The 17,925-nt window shown below is 68.7% G+C and carries 14 protein-coding genes; 5 read left to right on the top strand and 9 right to left on the bottom strand.

Features of this window, described 5'->3' with window-relative positions; all coding sequences use genetic code 11:
* Window positions 1-37 precede the first annotated feature (37 nt).
* Window positions 38-898, top strand: coding sequence for a MurR/RpiR family transcriptional regulator (locus tag BLT78_RS03425; RefSeq protein ID WP_172830817.1), 861 nt, complete (start codon window positions 38-40; stop codon window positions 896-898).
* A 191-nt stretch (window positions 899-1,089) separates the two neighbouring features.
* On the opposite strand, the gene BLT78_RS03420 is transcribed toward BLT78_RS03425, so the two are convergent.
* From BLT78_RS03420 to edd, 9 genes are all read right to left on the bottom strand, one after another.
* Window positions 1,090-2,313 carry a maltoporin gene (locus BLT78_RS03420; RefSeq protein ID WP_090347629.1) on the bottom strand — a complete coding sequence of 408 codons (1,224 nt, stop codon included), beginning with the start codon at window positions 2,311-2,313 and terminating at the stop codon, window positions 1,090-1,092.
* Between the two features lie 84 nt (window positions 2,314-2,397).
* The gene (locus BLT78_RS03415; RefSeq protein WP_090347628.1) at window positions 2,398-3,555 is read right to left on the bottom strand and encodes an ABC transporter ATP-binding protein; all 1,158 of its coding nucleotides are present in this window, start codon (window positions 3,553-3,555) and stop codon (window positions 2,398-2,400) included.
* A gap of 12 nt (window positions 3,556-3,567) precedes the next feature.
* On the bottom strand, window positions 3,568-4,404 hold the full coding sequence (locus tag BLT78_RS03410) for a carbohydrate ABC transporter permease (protein ID WP_090347627.1): 837 nt from the start codon (window positions 4,402-4,404) through the stop codon (window positions 3,568-3,570).
* Window positions 4,397-5,305, bottom strand: coding sequence for a carbohydrate ABC transporter permease (locus BLT78_RS03405; RefSeq protein WP_090347626.1), 909 nt, complete (start codon window positions 5,303-5,305; stop codon window positions 4,397-4,399). Before BLT78_RS03405 ends, BLT78_RS03410 begins: the two co-directional genes overlap by 8 nt.
* A 199-nt stretch (window positions 5,306-5,504) precedes the next feature.
* On the bottom strand, window positions 5,505-6,758 hold the full coding sequence (locus BLT78_RS03400) for an ABC transporter substrate-binding protein (RefSeq protein WP_090347625.1): 1,254 nt from the start codon (window positions 6,756-6,758) through the stop codon (window positions 5,505-5,507).
* 230 nt (window positions 6,759-6,988) lie between these two features.
* On the bottom strand, window positions 6,989-8,428 hold the full coding sequence (locus tag BLT78_RS03395; RefSeq protein ID WP_090347624.1) for an ATP-binding protein: 1,440 nt from the start codon (window positions 8,426-8,428) through the stop codon (window positions 6,989-6,991).
* The gene (locus BLT78_RS03390; protein ID WP_090347623.1) at window positions 8,421-9,152 is read right to left on the bottom strand and encodes a response regulator; all 732 of its coding nucleotides are present in this window, start codon (window positions 9,150-9,152) and stop codon (window positions 8,421-8,423) included. Before BLT78_RS03390 ends, BLT78_RS03395 begins: the two co-directional genes overlap by 8 nt.
* Before the next feature lie 87 nt (window positions 9,153-9,239).
* The gene (locus BLT78_RS03385; RefSeq protein WP_090347622.1) at window positions 9,240-10,199 is read right to left on the bottom strand and encodes a glucokinase; all 960 of its coding nucleotides are present in this window, start codon (window positions 10,197-10,199) and stop codon (window positions 9,240-9,242) included.
* Window positions 10,196-12,022, bottom strand: coding sequence for a phosphogluconate dehydratase (edd, locus tag BLT78_RS03380; protein WP_090347621.1), 1,827 nt, complete (start codon window positions 12,020-12,022; stop codon window positions 10,196-10,198). The genes BLT78_RS03385 and edd overlap by 4 nt, the downstream gene beginning before the upstream one ends.
* Before the next feature lie 491 nt (window positions 12,023-12,513).
* Between edd and BLT78_RS03375 the strand changes: the two genes are divergently transcribed.
* From BLT78_RS03375 to BLT78_RS03360, 4 genes are all read left to right on the top strand, one after another.
* Window positions 12,514-14,295 carry a PHA/PHB synthase family protein gene (locus tag BLT78_RS03375; RefSeq protein WP_231975687.1) on the top strand — a complete coding sequence of 594 codons (1,782 nt, stop codon included), beginning with the start codon at window positions 12,514-12,516 and terminating at the stop codon, window positions 14,293-14,295.
* A 49-nt stretch (window positions 14,296-14,344) separates the two neighbouring features.
* Window positions 14,345-14,815 (top strand): hypothetical protein, encoded by a 471-nt coding sequence (locus tag BLT78_RS03370; protein WP_090347620.1) that lies wholly within the window; start codon window positions 14,345-14,347, stop codon window positions 14,813-14,815.
* Window positions 14,816-14,925: 110 nt separating this feature from the next.
* A complete protein-coding gene (locus BLT78_RS03365; RefSeq protein WP_090347619.1) occupies window positions 14,926-17,067 on the top strand; it encodes an adenosylcobalamin-dependent ribonucleoside-diphosphate reductase in 2,142 nt (713 codons plus the stop codon).
* Between the two features lie 147 nt (window positions 17,068-17,214).
* Window positions 17,215-17,925, top strand: coding sequence for a TSCPD domain-containing protein (locus BLT78_RS03360; protein WP_090347618.1), 711 nt, complete (start codon window positions 17,215-17,217; stop codon window positions 17,923-17,925).

The following is a 17,925-nucleotide window of genomic DNA, read 5'->3' as shown; positions in this document are numbered from 1 at the left end:
GATTGCAGTCCCCATGCCAGGAACCCCGATGGATCGCGTGCACAACCTTCTGGAGCAGATCCAGAGCCGCCTCGAAGAGCTCAACAAGGCCGAGCGCAAGGTCGCCGAGACGATCCTGCGCGACCCGCAGCAGGCCACCCGCTTCAGCATCGCCGCGCTGGCCCAGGCCGCGCAGGTCAGCGAGCCGACGGTGAACCGTTTCTGCCGCTCCTTCGGCGTCAACGGCTACCCCGAGCTGAAGATGCAGCTGGCGCAGAGCCTGGCCAGCGGCGCCGCCTACGTCAGCCGCGCGGTGGAGCCGGACGACGCGCCGGCGGACTACATCCGCAAGATCTTCGGCAGCACCATCGCCTCGCTGGACAGCGCCTGCCAGAGCCTCGACCCGCAGCTGATCAGCCAGGCGGTGGACCTGATGATCCAGGCCCGGCAGATCCACTTCTTCGGCCTCGGCGCCTCGGCCTCGGTGGCGCTCGACGCGCAGCACAAGTTCTTCCGCTTCAACCTCGCGGTGTCGGCCCACTCCGACGTGCTGATGCAGCGCATGCTCGCCTCGGTGGCGTACACCGGCGACCTGTTCGTGATCATTTCCTACACCGGGCGCACCCGCGAGCTGGTCGAGGTGGCGCGCATCGCCCGGCAGAACGGCGCCTCGGTGCTCGGCCTGACCGCCGCCGGCTCGCCGCTGGCCAGGACCTGCACGGTCAGCCTGGACATCCCGCTGCCGGAGGACACCGACATCTACATGCCGATGACCTCGCGGATCATCCAGCTCGCCGTGCTCGACGTGCTGGCCACCGGGGTGACCCTGCGCCGCGGCGTGGACTTCCAGCCGCACCTGCGTAAGATCAAGGAAAGCCTCAACGCCACCCGCTACCCGAGCGACGAGGAGCTGGGCTGAGCGCCACCGCACAGCCCCGAGACCGCCCTCGTGCTTCCGTAGGGGCGAATTCATTCGCCAGACAGGCCGAAGGACTGCCCCATCCCGGGGTCGTTGCACGACCCTTGGCGAATGAATCCGCCCCTCCAGACGGCCCCCCCCTCGCCCCAGGCCGCTACGCCACGGCTCACTGACGGTCAGCGCGGCGCTCATCACTTCCACCAGTACTCGAGCTGCACGCCGAAGTTGGAGCCGTGCAGGGCATCGCCGAAGGCGCCGCTGTCGGACAGCGCCGAGCCCGCCGCCATCTGGTTGGCCGCGCGCTGCGCCGCCTCGTTCCAGCTGGCGTAGGTGTAATACAGGCGCACTTCCGGGCGCTGCCAGAAGCCGGGGCCGGCCGGCGACCAGATCGGCGCGACGGTGAACTTGCTCAGCTTGCGGGTGCCGTCGGGAGCGTCGATCTGGTCGTGGCCCAGCTCGGCGACCAGCTTGAACTGCTCGCTGAGCGCGTACACCGGACGCACGCCGAGCGACAGCCAGTCCTGGTCGTCACCGTCCGCACGGGTGTCCTTCTGGTAGACCACCTCGAACTGGCCGCCGAAGCGCGGGGTCAGCTGCCAGTCAAAGAACTCCACCACGCGCCAGCTCTTGTCGCTGCTGTCCAGGGTCGGGTCGCCGGTGTAGCCGAGGCCGGTGCCCGGGCCTTCGCCGTACTGCACGGCGAAGGTGTTGGCGCCGCCGAGGAAGCCGTCCTGCTTGTGCTGGGCGCTGACCGCCCAGCCGCTGTGCGCGTCGCGACTGTCCGGCTTGTCGATGTAGCTGACGCCGACCTCGACCTCGCCGCCGGGGTTGCTACGGAAGCCGCCGACGTTGAAGTCGTGACGGTTGATGTAGGGATCCTGGAACACGCTGTCCTTGCGCGAGAACACGTAGCTGTACTTGAGGTCGCCGATCTTCACCTCGTCGAGGCCGAAGCCGGTGGCGCTCTGGTTCCAGTAGTAGAAGTCGGAGATGTGGATGTCGTTGCGCTTGTAGAAGCGGCGCCCGGCCCACAGCGAGCCGCCGTTGAGCAGCGGCATGTCGCTCCACTCGGCGTACATCTGGTTCATCCGCGCGAAGCCGTGGCCGCCGGTGAACTCCGGGGTGTGGCCGTACTCGTTGTACAGCTGCGCCATGCCCTCGACGCTGATGGTCGAGCCGTCGGCGAGCTTGACCAGGTCCTGGCGCAGGTCTAGCTCCATGTACTGCTCGCACTCGTTGCCGAGGCGGTACTTGGACGGCGCGCCCGGCAGCTGGAAGCAGGATTGCGTGCCGCCCTCGTCCGTGCCGCCGGCGCCGGCGCGCACGTAGCCGGTGAACTCCACCGCCTGCGCCAGCCCGGACACCGCGAACAGCGCGCAGGGCAGAACCCACAAACCTTTGAAAGTCGTGCTCATAGCCACTCCAGATTTTTATTGTTGTGTTGCCATGGATTGCCGGCTGAACCAGCCGGCGTGGTCTTTTCGGTAGGAGCTGCGTGCTCAGCGGCCCTCCAGCTGGGCGACCTTGGCCTGCCGCTCGGGGCTGCGCGCCTTGCCCAGCACGCCCAGGCGCTCGCCGCTCTGCGCGTCGAACAGCAGCACCTTGTCCGGCGCGAACTGCAGCTCCAGGGTGTCGCCGGCGCGCGGCGCGGCGTCCGGCGCCAGGCGCACGCACACCTTGGTCTGGTTGATCTCGACGAAGACCAGGGTGTCCGGGCCGGTCGGCTCGAGCACCTGCACCCGGGCGCGCAGGCCCGGCAGCGCGTCGCCGGCAGCGCCGACCAGGATCTGCTCCGGCCGCACGCCGAGGATCACCTCGCGCCCCTCCAGGCCCTCCTCCACCTCGCCCAGCGCCAGCTCGCAGTGACCGTCGGCGCTGTCGAGCAGGCCGACCCAGCGGCCGCCCTGGCGCTGCAGGCGCAGGGGGATGAAGTTCATCGGCGGCGAGCCCATGAAGCCGGCGACGAACAGGTTGGCCGGATCGTTGTAGATCTGCTGCGGGGTGCCGAACTGCTGGATGATGCCGTCCTTCATCACCGCCACCTTGTCACCCAGGGTCATCGCCTCGATCTGGTCGTGGGTGACGTACACCGTGGTGGTCTTCAGGCGCTGGTGCATCAGCTTGATCTCGGTGCGCATCTCCACGCGCAGCTTGGCGTCGAGGTTGGACAGCGGCTCGTCGAACAGGTAGATCTTCGGCCGCCGCGCCAGCGCCCGGCCCATCGCCACGCGCTGCTGCTGGCCGCCGGACATCTGCGCCGGCTTGCGCTCGAGCAGGTGCTCGATCTGCAGCAGTTTCGCCACCCTTGCGACCTCGGCGTCGATCTCGGCCTGCGGCAGCTTGCGGATCTTCAGGCCGAAGGCGATGTTCTCGCGCACGCTCATGGTCGGGTACAGCGCGTAGGACTGGAACACCATGGCGATGTCGCGATCCTTGGGGCTCATGCCGCTGATGTCCTGGCCGTCGACCAGGATGGCGCCGCCGCTGATGTCCTCCAGGCCGGCGATGCAGTTCATCAGGGTCGACTTGCCGCAGCCCGAGGGACCGACCAGGATCAGGAACTCGCCGGAATCGATCGCCAGCTCGATGTTCTTCAGCGTGTCGGCCTGGCCGTTGCCGTAGGTCTTGTTGACGTTGCGCAGTTCGAGGGTTGCCATGAAAAGTGCTCCTCAGCCTTTGACGGCGCCGGCGGTGAGGCCGCGCAGGAAGTATTTGCCGGCGAATACGTAGACCAGCAGGGTGGGCAGGCCGGCGATCAGCGCGGCGGCCATGTCGACGTTGTATTCCTTGGCCCCGGTGCTGGTGTTCACCAGGTTGTTCAGGGCCACGGTGATCGGCTGGCTGTCGCCGCTGGCGAACACCACGCCGAACAGGAAGTCGTTCCAGATCTGGGTGAACTGCCAGATCAGGCAGACCATGATGGTGGGGATCGACATCGGCAGCAGGATGCGCCCGAAGATGGTGAAGAACCCCGCGCCGTCGAGCCGCGCGGCACGCACCAGGGCTTCCGGGATGCTCACGTAGAAGTTGCGGAAGAACAGCGTGGTGAACGCCAGGCCGTAGACCACATGGACCAACACCAGGCCACCGGTGGTGTTGGCCAGGCCGAACTGGCCGAGGGTGAAGGACGCCGGCAGCAGCACCACCTGGAACGGCAGGAAGCAGCCGAACAGCAGCAGGCCGAAGAACAGCTGCGAGCCGCGGAAGCGCCACATCGACAGCACATAGCCGTTCAGCGCGCCGAGCAGGGTGGAGATGATCACCGCCGGCACGGTGATCTTCACCGAGTTCCAGAAGAAGCCGCCGACGCTGTCCCAGGCCTTGACCCAGCCGATCAGGGTGAACACGTCCGGGATCGACAGCAGGTTGCCGCTGCGGATGTCGTCCGGGGTCTTGAAGCTGGTCAGCAGCATCACCACCAGCGGCACCAGGTAGACGGCGCAGGCCAGGATCAGCGTGGCGTAGATCGCCAGGCGGCTGAGGCTGAAAGTGGGTTGCTTAGGCATGGCGCTTGTTCCTCAGCTCGGAGTACAGGTAGGGCACCAGGATCGCCAGCACCGCGCCGAGCATCAGCATCGCGCTGGCGGCGCCGAGGCCCATCTGGCCGCGGGTGAAGGTGTGGGCGTACATGAACATCGCCGGCAGGTCGGAGGCGTAGCCGGGGCCGCCGGCGGTCATCGCCGCCACCAGGTCGAAGCTCTTGATGGCGATGTGGGCGAGGATCATCAGCGCACTGAAGAACACCGGCCCCAGACTGGGCAGCACGATGCGCAGGTAGATGGTCGGCAGGCTGGCGCCGTCGACCTGGGCGGCGCGGATGATCGACTGGTCGACGCCGCGCAGGCCGGCGAGGAACAGCGCCATGACGAAGCCCGAGGACTGCCACACCGCGGCGATCACCAGGCAGTAGACGACGCGGTCGGGGTCGACCAGCCAGTCGAAGCGGAAACCTTCCCAGCCCCAGTCGCGCAGCAGCTTGTCGAGGCCGAGACCGGGGTTGAGCAGCCACTTCCAGGCGGTGCCGGTGACGATCATCGACAGCGCCATCGGGTACAGGTAGACGGTGCGGATGAAGCCCTCGCGACGCACGCGCTGGTCGAGCAGCACGGCGAGCAGCACGCCGAGCACCAGGCTGATGGCGATGAACAGCCCGCCGTAGACCAGCAGGTTCTGGCTGGCCACCCACCAGCGGTCGTTGTCCAGCAGGCGCTGGTACTGCTGCAGGCCCACCCACTTGTAGCTGGGCATGAAGCGCGAGTTGGTGAAGGACAGCACGAAGGTCCACAGGATGTAGCCGTAGAAGCCGACCAGCACGATCAGCATGCTCGGCGCCAGCACCAGCTTGGGCAGCCAGCGCTGCAATGCGTCCAGCGGCGAGGGCCTGGCGAAGACTGCGATTGAGGACATCGATCACTCCTTGCGACGCATGCGTCGCGGCATGAACCCTGTAGGAGCCAGCGTGCTGGCGATAGCCAAGTTCTGATCGCCAGCGAGCTGGCTCCTACGGTTTTCGGGCACGGCCGATCCCGGGGCGCGGGCCGGGAGGCCTGTGCCAATGGGGAGAGCCGGGGATTGGGGGCCGCCGCTCAGGCGGCGGCCCGACCGCTTACTGCACCGCCTGGATCGCGGCGGCCAGTTGCTGCGCCGCCTTCTGCGGGTCGGCAGCCGGGTCGTTGAAGAAGTTGGTCACCACGTCGAACACCGCGCCCTGCACGTAGCTGGAGGCGGCCATGCCGTGGGCCAGGCTGGGCTGCAGGCCACCGCCCGCGGCCGCCTGCTTGAAGTCCTGCATGGACTGCTGGGCGCAGGCGTCGAAGCTGCTCATGTCCTGGTCGAGGCGCACCGGGATCGAGCCCTTGTTCTGGTTGAAAAACTGCTGGAACTGCGGCTCGAGCACGGTGCGCGCCAGGTCGGCCTGCGCCTTGCGGTCGGCGTCGTCCTTGAGGGCGAACATGGCCAGCGAGTCGATGTTGTAGGCGAAGCTGCCCTGGGTGCCGGGGAACGGCAGGCACTGGTAGTCCTTGCCCGCCACCTTGCCGGCGGCGCTCCACTCGCTCTTCGCCCAGTCGCCCATGATCTGCATGCCGGCCTTGCCGTTGATCACCAGGCCGGCGGCGGTGTTCCAGTCGCGGCCGGCGGCGTCGGCGTCGATGTAGCCGCGCAGCTTCTTGAGGGCGGCGAACACCTCGACCATCTGCGCACCGGTGAGGGTCGCCTTGTCCTGTTCGACGAACGCCTTGTGGAAGCCCTGCGGGCCGAGGATGCTCAGCACCAGGTCCTCGAACAGGGTGCCGTCCTGCCACGGCTGGCCACCGTGGGCGACGGCGATGAAGCCGGCGGCCTTGAGCTTGTCGGCGGCGGCGAAGAACTCGGCGAGGGTGGTCGGCGGCGTGGCGCCGGCCTTGGCGAACACCTCGGGGTTGATCCACAGCCAGTTGACCCGGTGCACGTTGACCGGCACGGCGACGTAGTGGCCGTCGTACTTCATGATGTCGGCCACCTGCGGCGACAGCAGCTGGTCCCACTGGCCTTCGCCGGCCACCTCGTCCATCTCGGCGAGCAGACCGAGCTCGCCCCACTCCTGGATGTCCGGGCCCTTGATCTGCGCCGCGGACGGCGGGTTGCCGGACACTGCGCGGGTCTTCAGCACGGTCATGGCCGCCTCGCCGCCGCCACCGGCGACGGCGAAGTCCTTCCAGCTGTGGCCCTTCTCTTCGACGAGTTTCTGCAGAGTATCGGCGGCGCGTTTCTCGCCGCCGGAAGTCCACCAGTGCAGGACTTCCACTTCGCCGGCGAGGGCGGACAGCGGCAACAGCGAGGCGAGGGAAACGACAGCGGTCAGGCGGGAGATGGCATTCATCGATGGCTTACCTTTTTGTTCTTATCGCTTGCAAGTCGGAGTGCTTGCCTTGTCCTGAAGTCTACCCACGCCCCGCAGCGGCGCGGGTAACAAAGGGATGGTGGAAGGTCACGGACTGGTTACAAAAGGCGGGATTTGTCACGCCCCCATGGCATGGCGCAGGGGCGAATTCATTCGCCAAAATGCCCCGCCAAGGCGAATGAATTCGTCCCTACAGGGAATGGAAGAACTCAGGCGCCCTGGCGCGGCAGCCACAGGGTCACGCGCAGGCCGCCCTCGCGCAGGTTGCGCAGGCTCAGCTCGCCGCCGTGACTGTGCGCCAGGTTGCGCGCGATACCGAGGCCCAGGCCGTAGCCCTGCTGCTGGCTGGCCAGGCGGAAGTGCGGCTCGAACACCTGCTCGAGCTTCTGCTCCGGCACCCCCGGCCCCTCGTCGTCGACGTGCAGGACGAACGCCTCGGCGTCGTCCTCGATGTGCAGGTGGGCGCGCTGGCCGTACTTCAGCGCGTTGTCCAGCAGGTTGCCGATGCAGCGGCGCAGGGCCAGCGGCTTGCCGGGATAGGCGGTCAGTGCCGCACCGTCGAGGCTGACCCGGCCGCTGCCGAGGTAGGGTTCGACCAGGCCGAGCAGCAGATGGTTGAGGTCGACCTGCTCGATGTTCTCGTGGATGTCGGTGTCCTTGACGCACTGCAGGGCGCCCTTGACCAGCAGCTCCAGCTCGTCGAGGTCGCGACTGAACCTGGCCTGCAGCCCCTCGTCGTCGAGCAGCTCGACGCGCAGGCGCAGACGGGTGATCGGCGTGCGCAGGTCGTGGGAAATCGCGCTGAACAGCTGGCTGCGTTCGCTCAGATAGCGGCTGATGCGCTCGCGCATGCTGTTGAAGGCGCGGCTCACCTCGACCACCTCGCTGCCGCCGGCCTCGGCCAGCGGCTCGACCTCGGCGCCCAGCGACATCTCCCGCGCCGCGGTCGCCAGGCGCTTGAGCGGGCGGCTCTGCCAGTGCACCAGCAGACCGATGAACAGCAGCAGGAAACCGCTGGTGAGCAGGATGAACCACAGCTGCTGGCGCGGCAGGCCATCATCCTCGAGATTGGCGTAGGGCTCGGGCAGCAGCGAGGCGAGGTACAGCCACTCGCCCTCGCCGATGCGGATCTGGGTGACCAGGATCGGCGGATCGAGCGGCTCCAGGCTCAGCGCGTAGTGCGCCCAGGAGCGCGGCAGCTCGTTGAGCTTGAGGCCGCTGTTGAACACGCGCAGGTCGTCCGGGCTGACGAAGTGCAGCGAGATCTCCACCTGCTTGCCGAGGCGCTCGCGCAGCACCCTCTCCACCTCGTCGATCACCGCACGCTTGCGCGGGGTTTCCGCCAGCACCGGCATCTCCAGCGGCTTGTCGTTGAGCGAGACGAAGAAGCGCGTGCCGCCCATGCTGCGCAGCTGGTCGAGGACCATCGGCCGGTAGCCCACCGGCAGCGAGCGGAAGTAGCTGACGCTGGCCACCATCGACTGCGCCAGGCTGCGCGCGGTGCTGACCAGCCCTTCCATCTGGCTGGCGCGCAGCTGCGACAGCCAGATCAGGCTGGACAGCACCTGCGCCAGCAGCACCGCCAGCAGGGTGAGCAGCAGCATGCGCCCGAGCAGCGAGCGCGGCACCAGGCGCCAGCGGCTAGGCATGGGCACGCGGCGTGACCTGCGCCGCCAGCAGGTAGCCGGCGCCGCGCACCGTGCGGATAAGCCGCGGCGGCTTGCCGGTGTCGCGCAGACGCTGGCGCAGGCGGCTGACCGCCATGTCGACGATGCGCTCCAGCGGCATCACCTCGCGGCCACGGGTGACGCTGGCGATGGTGTCGCGGTCGAGGATCTGCTGCGGGCGGTCGAGGAACAGTTTGAGCAGGGCGAAGTCGGCGCCGGAGAGGATCACCTCCTCGCCGTCGTGGTGGAACAGACGGTGGCTGACCATGTCCAGGCGCCACTCGTCGAAGGCCAGCACCTCGCCGGCCGTGCGCTCCTGGCCGAAGCCGGCGCGGCGCAGCAGCGCCTTGATCCGCGCCAGCAGCTCGCGCGGGCTGAACGGCTTGCCCAGGTAGTCGTCGGCGCCCAGCTCCAGGCCGATCACCCGGTCGGCCTCGTCGGAGCTGGCGGTGAGCATGATCACCGGCACCGCGGCGAAGCGCTGGTGCTCGCGCACCCAGCGGCACAGGCTGAAGCCGTCCTCGTCGGGCAGCATGACGTCGAGGATCACCAGATCGGCCGGCTCGGCGGCCATGGCCGCGCGCAGGCCCGCGCCGTCGGCGACGGCGCGCACCTGGAAGCCGGCACGGCTCAGGTAGGCATCCAGCAGCTCGCGGATTTCCTGGTCGTCGTCGACCAGCAGGATGGATTTTCCGGCTTGGCTCACGGTGGCCTTCCTTGTTGTTCTGATTCACCCAACCAACGCAGGGTGCGCCATGCGCACCGCGCGGGCCCGTGGTGCGCTGGACGCTCCCTACAGCAACTGTTGCAAGGCCACGCCGGCGCCCTCCAGCCCCGGGTACTCGGCGGTCACCAGCCACACCGGGATGCCGTCGAAGTAGCCGCTCATGCAGCCCTTGTCGGCGAAGGCGCGGGCGAAGCCGCTGGCCTTGAAGAACTCGGCGAAGCGCGGCACCACGCCCCCCACTATATACACGCCGCCCCGCGCACCAAGGGTCAGCACGTTGTTGCCGGCGACCCGGCCGAGCCACACGCAGAACTGCTCGAGCACCGCCACGGCCTGGGCGTCGCCGTCCAGCGCGGCGGCGGTGATCTCCGCCGGCGAGGCCAGCACCGGCTCGTGACCGTCGACGCTGCAGCTGGCGCGATACAACTGCAGCAGGCCGTTGCCGCTAAGCACGTCCTCGGCGCGCACGTGGCCGAGGCGCTCGTACAGCACCTGCCACAGCGCCATCTCGCGCGGATTGCCGACCGGCAGGTCGACGTGACCGCCCTCCCCCGGCAACGCCCGCCAGCGCCCGCCGCCGAGCGGGAGCAGGGTGCCGACGCCGAGGCCGGTGCCCGGACCGATCACCACCACCGGGCTGCCCGCCTCGGCCACGCCCGGGCAGATCTGCAGCCACTCGTGCGGGCGCAGGCGGGTCATGCCGAGGGCCATGGCGGTGAAGTCGTTGACCAGCAGCAGGTCGTCCGGCAGCAGACCGAGGGCGGCGGCCAGCTCGCCGCGCGCGAGGCTCCAGTGGTTGTTGGTGAAGTGGAAGTGCTCGCCGTGCACCGGGCCGGCCACCGCCAGGCACACCGCGGCGATGTCGCCGGCGGCCAGACCCTGCTCGGCGAGGTAGTGTTCGATGGCCTGCTGCGGGCCGGCGAAGTCGGCGGTGGCCAGCACCTGCACCGCCTCCAGGTGCTCGGCGCGCCACAGGCCGAAGCGCGCATTGGTGCCGCCGATGTCCCCCACCAGCACCGGCTTCACTTCAGGTTCTCCAGGCTGGCGGTGAAGGCACTGGCGCCCTGTTCGGCGCTGCTGAACGCCTGGCGCATGAAGGCGAAAAGCTCGCGGCCGGTGCCGACGTTGGGTTCCAGGTCGCAGGGCGCCGCTTGGCGGGCGGCGAACTCGGCGGCGTCGACCAGCACCTCGAGGGTGCCCGTGTGACCGTCGACGCGGATGCGGTCGCCGTCGCGCACCCGCGCCAGCGGCCCGCCGTCGAACGCCTCGGGACAGACATGGATGGCCGCCGGCACCTTGCCGGAGGCGCCGGACATGCGTCCGTCGGTGACCAGCGCGACCTTGTAGCCGCGATCCTGCAGCACGCCGAGGTAGGGGGTCATCTTGTGCAGCTCGGGCATGCCGTTGCTGCGCGGGCCCTGGAAGCGCATCACCGCCACCAGATCGCGATCCAGCTCGCCGGCCTTGAAGGCGTCGGCCAGCGCCTGCTGGTCGTGGAACACCCGCGCCTCGGCCTCGACCACCTGGTGCTCGGGCGCCACCGCGGAGACCTTCATCACCCCGCGACCGAGGTTGCCCTGCATCACCCGCAGGCCGCCTTCGGCCGAGAACGGCCGCGCCACCGGGCGCAGGATGCTCTCGTCGAGGCTCTCGATGGCGCCCTCGCGCCACACCGGACGTTCGCCGTCGAGGAACGGCTCCCGGGTGTAGCGACGCAGGCCGCGGCCCAGCACGGTATTGACGTCCTCATGCAGCAGCCCGGCGTCGAGCAGCTCGCGCACCAGGAAGGCCACCCCGCCGGCGGCGTGGAACTGGTTGATGTCGGCCTTGCCGTTGGGATAGACGTGGGCCAGGGTCGGCACCACCTCGGAGAGGTCGGCCATGTCCTGCCAGGTGAGCTGGATGCCGGCGGCCTGGGCGATGGCCGGCAGGTGCAGGGTGTGGTTGGTCGAGCCGCCGGTGGCGAGCAGGGCGACCACCGAGTTGACCAGCACGCGCTCGTCGACGATCTCGGCCAGCGGCAGGAACTGGCCGCTCTGCTGGGTCAGGCGGGTGACCTGGCGTGCCGCCTCGATGGTCAGCGCATCGCGCAGCGGCGTGCCCGGATTGACGAAGGACGAGCCCGGCAGGTGCAGGCCCATCACTTCCATCAACATCTGGTTGGTGTTGGCGGTGCCGTAGAAGGTGCAGGTGCCGGGGCTGTGGTAGGCCTGCATCTCCGCCTCGAGCAGCTCCTCGCGGCTGGCCTTGCCCTCGGCGTAGCGCTGGCGCACCTCGGCCTTCTCCTTGTTCGACAGTCCGGAGGGCATCGGCCCGGCGGGCACGAACAGCGCCGGCAGGTGGCCGAAGCGCAGCGCGCCGACCAGCAGGCCGGGGACGATCTTGTCGCACACGCCGAGGAACAGCGCGGCGTCGAACATGTTGTGCGACAGCGCCACGGCGGTGGACATGGCGATCACCTCGCGGCTGGCGATGCCCAGCTCCATGCCCGGCTCGCCCTGGGTGACGCCGTCGCACATCGCCGGCACGCCGCCGGCGACCTGGCCGACCGAGCCGATGTCGCGCAGCGCCTGGCGGATGCGCTCGGGATAGTCCTCGTAGGGCTGGTGGGCCGAGAGCATGTCGTTGTAGGCGGTGACGATGGCCACGTTGGCCGAGTCCAGCAGGCGCAGGCGCTGCTTGTCGCCACCGCCGCAACCGGCCACCCCATGGGCGAAGTTGGCGCACTGCAGCTTGCCGCGCTGCGGCCCGGCGCTGGCCGCCGCACGGATCATCGCCAGGTAGCGCTCGCGGGTGGCGCGGCTGCGTTCGATCAGGCGCTGGGTGACCTCAAGGACACGAGGATGCATTGGTTCGACTCCAGGATGCGGGTTACCTTGTTTTTGTAAAAAACAATGTACCATGAAAAATCAAAGTGAAAGGATTCACCTGAATATTATGTTGTTATAAAAACAACATATCCGACGAGCCGCCCTGCCTATCGGCCTCCTCACCCGGCATCGCCAGCCTTCAGTGTGGCCGCCCCGCGCCGGATACAAAAGCCCTCGCCCCCGCGCCTCGACCCATCACCCCGGGCCGCGCCAGCCCTCCCCTGCATCGCACTGCAAGAAAAAATTCAACAATCCGAAATCAGAACCCGGAATCACCAGCTAATATCAAGGCTTGCCGCACCAACCGCCCATGCTGCACCGCAATTAAAGCTGGCAGCACCGGGACCGGTCAGGCATGCTGGAACCGCCCCTGGCCCATGCCCGCAAGGACCGCGCGGTGCACGGCCGAGAGGATTTCCGGCGCCGGGCTGCAGCCACGGCGTCCCGTGAAGCCAGTCGAGGATCAGCACATGAACATGCCCACTCCCGAAGCCGCGATGCCACCGGCCAGCACAGCGCCCAAGGCACCCGACGCCAATCCCCTCGACCTCAAGGTGCACGCGGCCATCGCCCGCGCCACCTCCTCGCTCTCGCCGACCGCGCTGCTGCTGGCCATGCTCGACTGGTCCAGCCACCTGGCCGGCTCGCCGGGCAAGCAGCTGGAGCTGCTCAACCTGGCGCTGGAGCAGATGGGCCGCATGAGCCGCTACGCCAGCGAAGTCGCCTTCGCCTCGCCGGACTGCCCGGCGCACGAGTGCGTCGAGCCGCCGCGGCGCGACCGTCGCTTCGCCGCCAGGGAGTGGCACCAGTGGCCGTTCAACCTGATGCACCAGTCGTTCCTGCTCACCCAGGAGTGGTGGCAGGCGGCCACCAGCGGCGTGCGCGGCGTGTCGCGCCACCATCAGGAGGTGGTCGCCTTCGCCTCCCGCCAGCTGCTCGACATGCTCTCGCCCGGCAACTTCCTGGCGACCAACCCGGTGGTGCTGCAACGCACCCTGGAATCCGGCGGCGCCAACCTGATGCGCGGCATGATCCATTACCTGGAGGATCTCGAACGCCTGGCCGCCGGTCGCCCGGCCGCCGGCACCGAGAAGTTCGCGGTGGGCGAGAACCTCGCCGTGACTCCCGGCAAGGTGGTGCTGAAGAACCGCCTGATCGAGCTGATCCAGTACACGCCGACCACCGAGACGGTGCATCCGGAGCCGATCCTGATCGTCCCGGCATGGATCATGAAGTACTACATCCTCGACCTGTCGCCGCACAACTCGCTGGTCAAGTACCTGGTCGACCAGGGCCACACGGTGTTCTGCCTGTCGTGGAAGAACCCCGGCGCCGAGGACCGCGACCTGGGCATGGACGAGTACCTGCAGCTCGGCTTCTTCGCCGCCCTCGACGCGATCAACGCCATCGTCCCCGAACGCAAGGTGCACGCCACCGGCTACTGCCTGGGCGGCACCCTGCTGGCGATCGCCGCCGCCGCCATGGCGCGCGACGGCGACCGCCGCCTGGCCTCGATCAGCCTGTTCACCGCGCAGACCGACTTCACCGAACCCGGCGAACTGGCGCTATTCATCGACGAGAGCGAGGTCAGCCTGCTCGAGGCGCAGATGGCGGAAACCGGCTACCTGACCGCCGGACAGATGGTCGGCGCCTTCCAGCTGCTGCGGTCCAACGACCTGCTGTGGTCGCGCATGGTCGGCGAATACCTGATGGGCGACCGCGCGCCGATGATCGACCTGATGGCCTGGAACGCCGACGCCACGCGCATGCCGGCGCGCATGCACGCCCAGTACCTGCGCCGCCTGTTCCTCAACGACGACCTCAGCGAGGGCCGCTATCCGGTGGGCGGACGCCCGGTGTCGCTGAGCGACATCTCCACCCCAGTGTTCTGCGTGGCCACCACCCAGGACCACGTCGCGCCCTGGCGCTCGGTGTTCAAGCTGCACTACCTCAGCCCGGCGCCGATCACCTTCGTGCTGACCACCGGCGGCCACAACGCTGGCATCGTCAGCGAGCCGGGGCGTGCCAAGCGCCACTACCAGGTGCTGGAGCGCCCGGCCGGCGGCAACTACGTGGCCCCCGACGCCTGGCTGGCCAGCGCGCCGCGCCACGACGGCTCGTGGTGGCTGGAGTGGACGCGCTGGCTCAAGGAGCGTTCGGCCGCGCCGGCCGCCCCGCCGGCCACCGGCGCGCCGGAGCGCGGCTACGCGGTGATTGACGACGCGCCGGGGCAGTACGTGCGCGAACAGTGAGTTTCAGTCCTTTCCCTGGCATACGCCCCGACGGGCGGGAGGCTCCCCCATGTACCTCGATCCGCAATCGACCCTGACCCTGTTCAAGGTCAACCTGCAGCTGTACTTCCGCCTCTGCGACCTGACCCGCGAGAGCGCCCTGCGCTGGAGCGAGGCGGGCAACCGCGCGGTCAACAGCTGCACCTCCGAGCTGGAAAGCGCCGCCACCCGCATGCTCGACGCCAGCGACTGGCAGAGCCTCAACGGCATCGCCGCCGACCTGTACTGGAAGGCGCTGCAGCTGCAGACCGATGTGATCCAGCAGGTCGCCGAGACCAGCCTGGCCAACCAGAGCACCTTCAGCAATGCCGCCCAGGAAGCGATCTCCACCTGGCAGAAGGAGGCAGCCAGCACGCTCAAGGAAACCACCGGGGCGATGCCGATCAGCACCACCCTGCAAGACTATTTCCAGGACTACCTGCACCTGCTGGCGCCGAAGGAAACCGGCACGCGCAAGGCCTCGACGCGCAAGATGCACTGAAGCTGTCCGGGCTGGCCCGCTGCGCGCCAGCCCGCCGCCACGGCCGGGCACAGCCGCCGCCCAGCGGCTAAGGTAAAAGGCATCCTCTGCCCGACGGGAGACTCCCTCCGATGGCCAGGCACGGCGGCCGCGCGCCGCACAAGGTCGCCGGCATTCCCCTGCAGCCCGCCGCGGCCGACATCTGGGCGCAGAAGTACCGGCTGGTCGAGCCCGACGGCACGCCGGTGGACGCCGACCTCGACGCCACCTGGCAGCGGGTCGCCCGCGCCCTGGCCGGGGTCGAGCGCGCTGAACTGCGCGAGCACTGGTACGAACGCTTCCTCTGGGCGCTGCGCAACGGCGCCATCCCGGCCGGACGGATCGTCGCCAACGCCGGCGCGCAGGAGCGTAAGCCGGCCACCTCGACCATCAACTGCACAGTGTCCGGCACCATCCACGACTCGATGGACGACATCCTCGGCAAGCTCCACGAGGCCGGGCTGACGCTCAAGGCCGGCTGCGGCATCGGCTACGAGTTCTCCACCCTGCGCCCGCACGGCGCGCAGGTCGCAGGCGCCGGCGCACGCACCAGCGGGCCGCTGTCGTTCATGGACGTGTTCGACCGGATGTGCTTCACCGTCAGCTCCGCCGGCGGCCGGCGCGGCGCGCAGATGGCCACCTTCGACGTTGCCCATCCGGACGTGCGCGAGTTCATCCGCGCCAAGCGCGAGGACGGCCGCCTGCGCCAGTTCAACCTCAGCCTGCTGATCGGCGACGACTTCATGCAGGCGGTGGAGAACGACGCCGACTGGCCGCTGGTGTTTCCGCTGCATCCGCGCGAGGCGGCCCGGCTCGACCTCGCCAACTCCGACCAGGTGGTCTGGCGCGACTGGCCGCTGCACGAGGGCTATCCACGCCGCGACGACGGCAAGGTGGCCTGCCGGGTCTACGGCAAGGTGCGCGCCCGCCACCTGTGGGACATGCTGATGGCCTCCACCTACGACTTCGCCGAACCCGGGTTCATCCTCATCGACCGGGTCAACCAGCTGAACAACAACTGGTGGTGCGAGGAGATCCGCGCCACCAACCCCTGCGGCGAACAGCCCCTGCCGCCCTACGGCGCCTGCCTGCTCGGCTCGGTCAACCTCACCCTGTTCGTCGACGAACCGTTCGACGTGCGCGCGCGCTTCGACTGGGAGCGCTTCCGTCAGGTGGTGCAGGTGTTCACCCGCCTGCTCGACAACGTGGTGGAACTCAACAACCTGCCGCTGGCGGCGCAGCGCGAGGAGATCCTCGCCAAGCGCCGCCACGGCATGGGCTTTCTCGGCCTCGGCTCGGCGCTGGCCATGCTGCGCCTGCGCTACGGCAGCGCCGAGGCCTGCCGCTTCACCGAGGACGTGGCGCGCGAGCTGGCGCTGGGCGGCTGGCGGGCGGCGCTGGAACTGGCTCGGGAGAAAGGCCCCGCACCGCTGCTGGCAGAGGAGTTCGAGATCACCGCGCGGATGCTCGGGCAGCGCCCTGAGCTGGCCACCGACGGCTACCAGGTGGGCGACCGCCTGCCGGGGCGCGTACTGCACGCGCGCTACTCGCGCTACATGCAGCGCATCGCCGAGGTCGACCCCGAGCTGGTCTCCGCGCTGGCCGAAACCGGCGCGCGCTTCACCCACCACAGTTCCATCGCGCCCACCGGCACCATCAGCCTGAGCCTGGCCAACAACGCCTCCAACGGCATCGAACCGAGCTTCGCCCACAGGTATTCGCGCAACCTGATCCGCCCCGGGCGCAAGGCCAAGGAGAAGGTCGAGGTGCTCAGCTACGAACTGCTGGCCTACCGCGCGCTGGTCGACCCGCTGGCCGATCCGGACAGCAGCGACCCGGCGCACCGCCTGCCGGAGTGGTTCGTCGGCGCCGACGATATCGGCCCGACCCAGCACGTCGACATGCAGGCCGCGGCGCAGAAGTGGGTGGACTCGTCGATCGCCAAGACCGCCAACGTGCCCAGCGACTACCCGTTCGAGGCGTTCAAGGACATCTACCGCTACGCCTGGCGCCAGGGCCTCAAGGGCTGCACCACCTTCCGCTTCAATCCCTCGGCCTTCCAGGGCGTGCTGGTGCGCGAGGCGGACCTGGAGAACACCCTGTACCGCTTCGAGCTGGAGGACGGCAGCGTGATCGAGCTGCGCGGCAACGAACTGGTCGAGTACGACGGCGAGGTGAACAGCGCCGCCAACCTGTTCGACGCGCTCAAGGAAGGCTATTACGGCAAATACTGAAGGCCAGTGCCGGAGTATTTGCAGGGTGGGTTAGCCACACCGCGGCGTAACCCACCATCGATGCCGCCAGGCTGGCAGAGGCCGGCCTCGCGGCCGGTTGGTGGGTTACGGCCAGGGGCCTAACCCACCCTACCTCGGGAGAACCCCATGACCGTGAAGATCGGCCAGCGCATCAAGAGCTTCCAAGTGGTCGCCGGCCAGCGCCCCGCCCAGGCGCCGGGGCAGCCGCCGGTGCAGCTCGACGAAACCCTCGAGCGCCCGGAGCTGCTCACCGGCACCACCTACAAGATCAAGTCGCCGCTGTTCGAGCACGCGCTGTACGTGACCATCAACGACATCCTGCTCAACGCCGGCACGCCCTTCGAGCAGCGCCGGCCCTTCGAGATCTTCATCAACTCGAAGAACATGGACCACTTCCAGTGGATCGTCGCCCTCACCCGCATCATGTCCGCGGTGTTCCGCAAGGGCGGCGACTGCACCTTCCTGGTCGAGGAGCTCAAGGCGGTGTTCGACCCGCGCGGCGGCTACCTGAAGAAGGGCGGCGTGTACATGCCGTCGAGCTACCTGAAGAAGGGCGGCGTGTACATGCCGTCGATCGTCGCCGAGATCGGCGCCGTACTGGAGCGCCACCTGATCGCCATCGGCCTGCTCCACGAACACACGCCGGACGCGGCGCAGCAGCGCTACCTGGCCGAACGCCGCGCCGCCTGGGAGGCCAGCCAGGGCGCGGCGGCCCTGGAACCCGGCGAAGGCTTCCCGCCCGGTGCGCAACTGTGCGGCCACTGCCACACCCAGGCGGTGGTCAAGCTGGAAGGCTGCGCCACCTGCCTGAACTGCGGGCACAGCAAGTGCGGGTGA

Source organism: Pseudomonas oryzae (assembly GCF_900104805.1).
Lineage (GTDB): Bacteria > Pseudomonadota > Gammaproteobacteria > Pseudomonadales > Pseudomonadaceae > Geopseudomonas > Geopseudomonas oryzae.
Note: the sequence above shows the minus strand (reverse complement) of the source record. Positions and strands in the feature narration are given on the sequence as shown.

What these genes read in the sequence shown, in the direction of transcription:
- BLT78_RS03420 (WP_090347629.1), bottom strand. Translation starts at nt 2,313, where the DNA reads ATGAGCACGACTTTCAAAGGTTTGTGGGTTCTGCCCTGCGCGCTGTTC.
- BLT78_RS03415 (WP_090347628.1), bottom strand. Translation starts at nt 3,555, where the DNA reads ATGGCAACCCTCGAACTGCGCAACGTCAACAAGACCTACGGCAACGGC.
- BLT78_RS03410 (WP_090347627.1), bottom strand. Translation starts at nt 4,404, where the DNA reads ATGCCTAAGCAACCCACTTTCAGCCTCAGCCGCCTGGCGATCTACGCC.
- BLT78_RS03405 (WP_090347626.1), bottom strand. Translation starts at nt 5,305, where the DNA reads ATGTCCTCAATCGCAGTCTTCGCCAGGCCCTCGCCGCTGGACGCATTG.
- BLT78_RS03400 (WP_090347625.1), bottom strand. Translation starts at nt 6,758, where the DNA reads ATGAATGCCATCTCCCGCCTGACCGCTGTCGTTTCCCTCGCCTCGCTG.
- BLT78_RS03395 (WP_090347624.1), bottom strand. Translation starts at nt 8,428, where the DNA reads ATGCCTAGCCGCTGGCGCCTGGTGCCGCGCTCGCTGCTCGGGCGCATG.
- edd (WP_090347621.1), bottom strand. Translation starts at nt 12,022, where the DNA reads ATGCATCCTCGTGTCCTTGAGGTCACCCAGCGCCTGATCGAACGCAGC.
- BLT78_RS03375 (WP_231975687.1), top strand. Translation starts at nt 12,514, where the DNA reads ATGAACATGCCCACTCCCGAAGCCGCGATGCCACCGGCCAGCACAGCG.
- BLT78_RS03370 (WP_090347620.1), top strand. Translation starts at nt 14,345, where the DNA reads ATGTACCTCGATCCGCAATCGACCCTGACCCTGTTCAAGGTCAACCTG.
- BLT78_RS03365 (WP_090347619.1), top strand. Translation starts at nt 14,926, where the DNA reads ATGGCCAGGCACGGCGGCCGCGCGCCGCACAAGGTCGCCGGCATTCCC.
- BLT78_RS03360 (WP_090347618.1), top strand. Translation starts at nt 17,215, where the DNA reads ATGACCGTGAAGATCGGCCAGCGCATCAAGAGCTTCCAAGTGGTCGCC.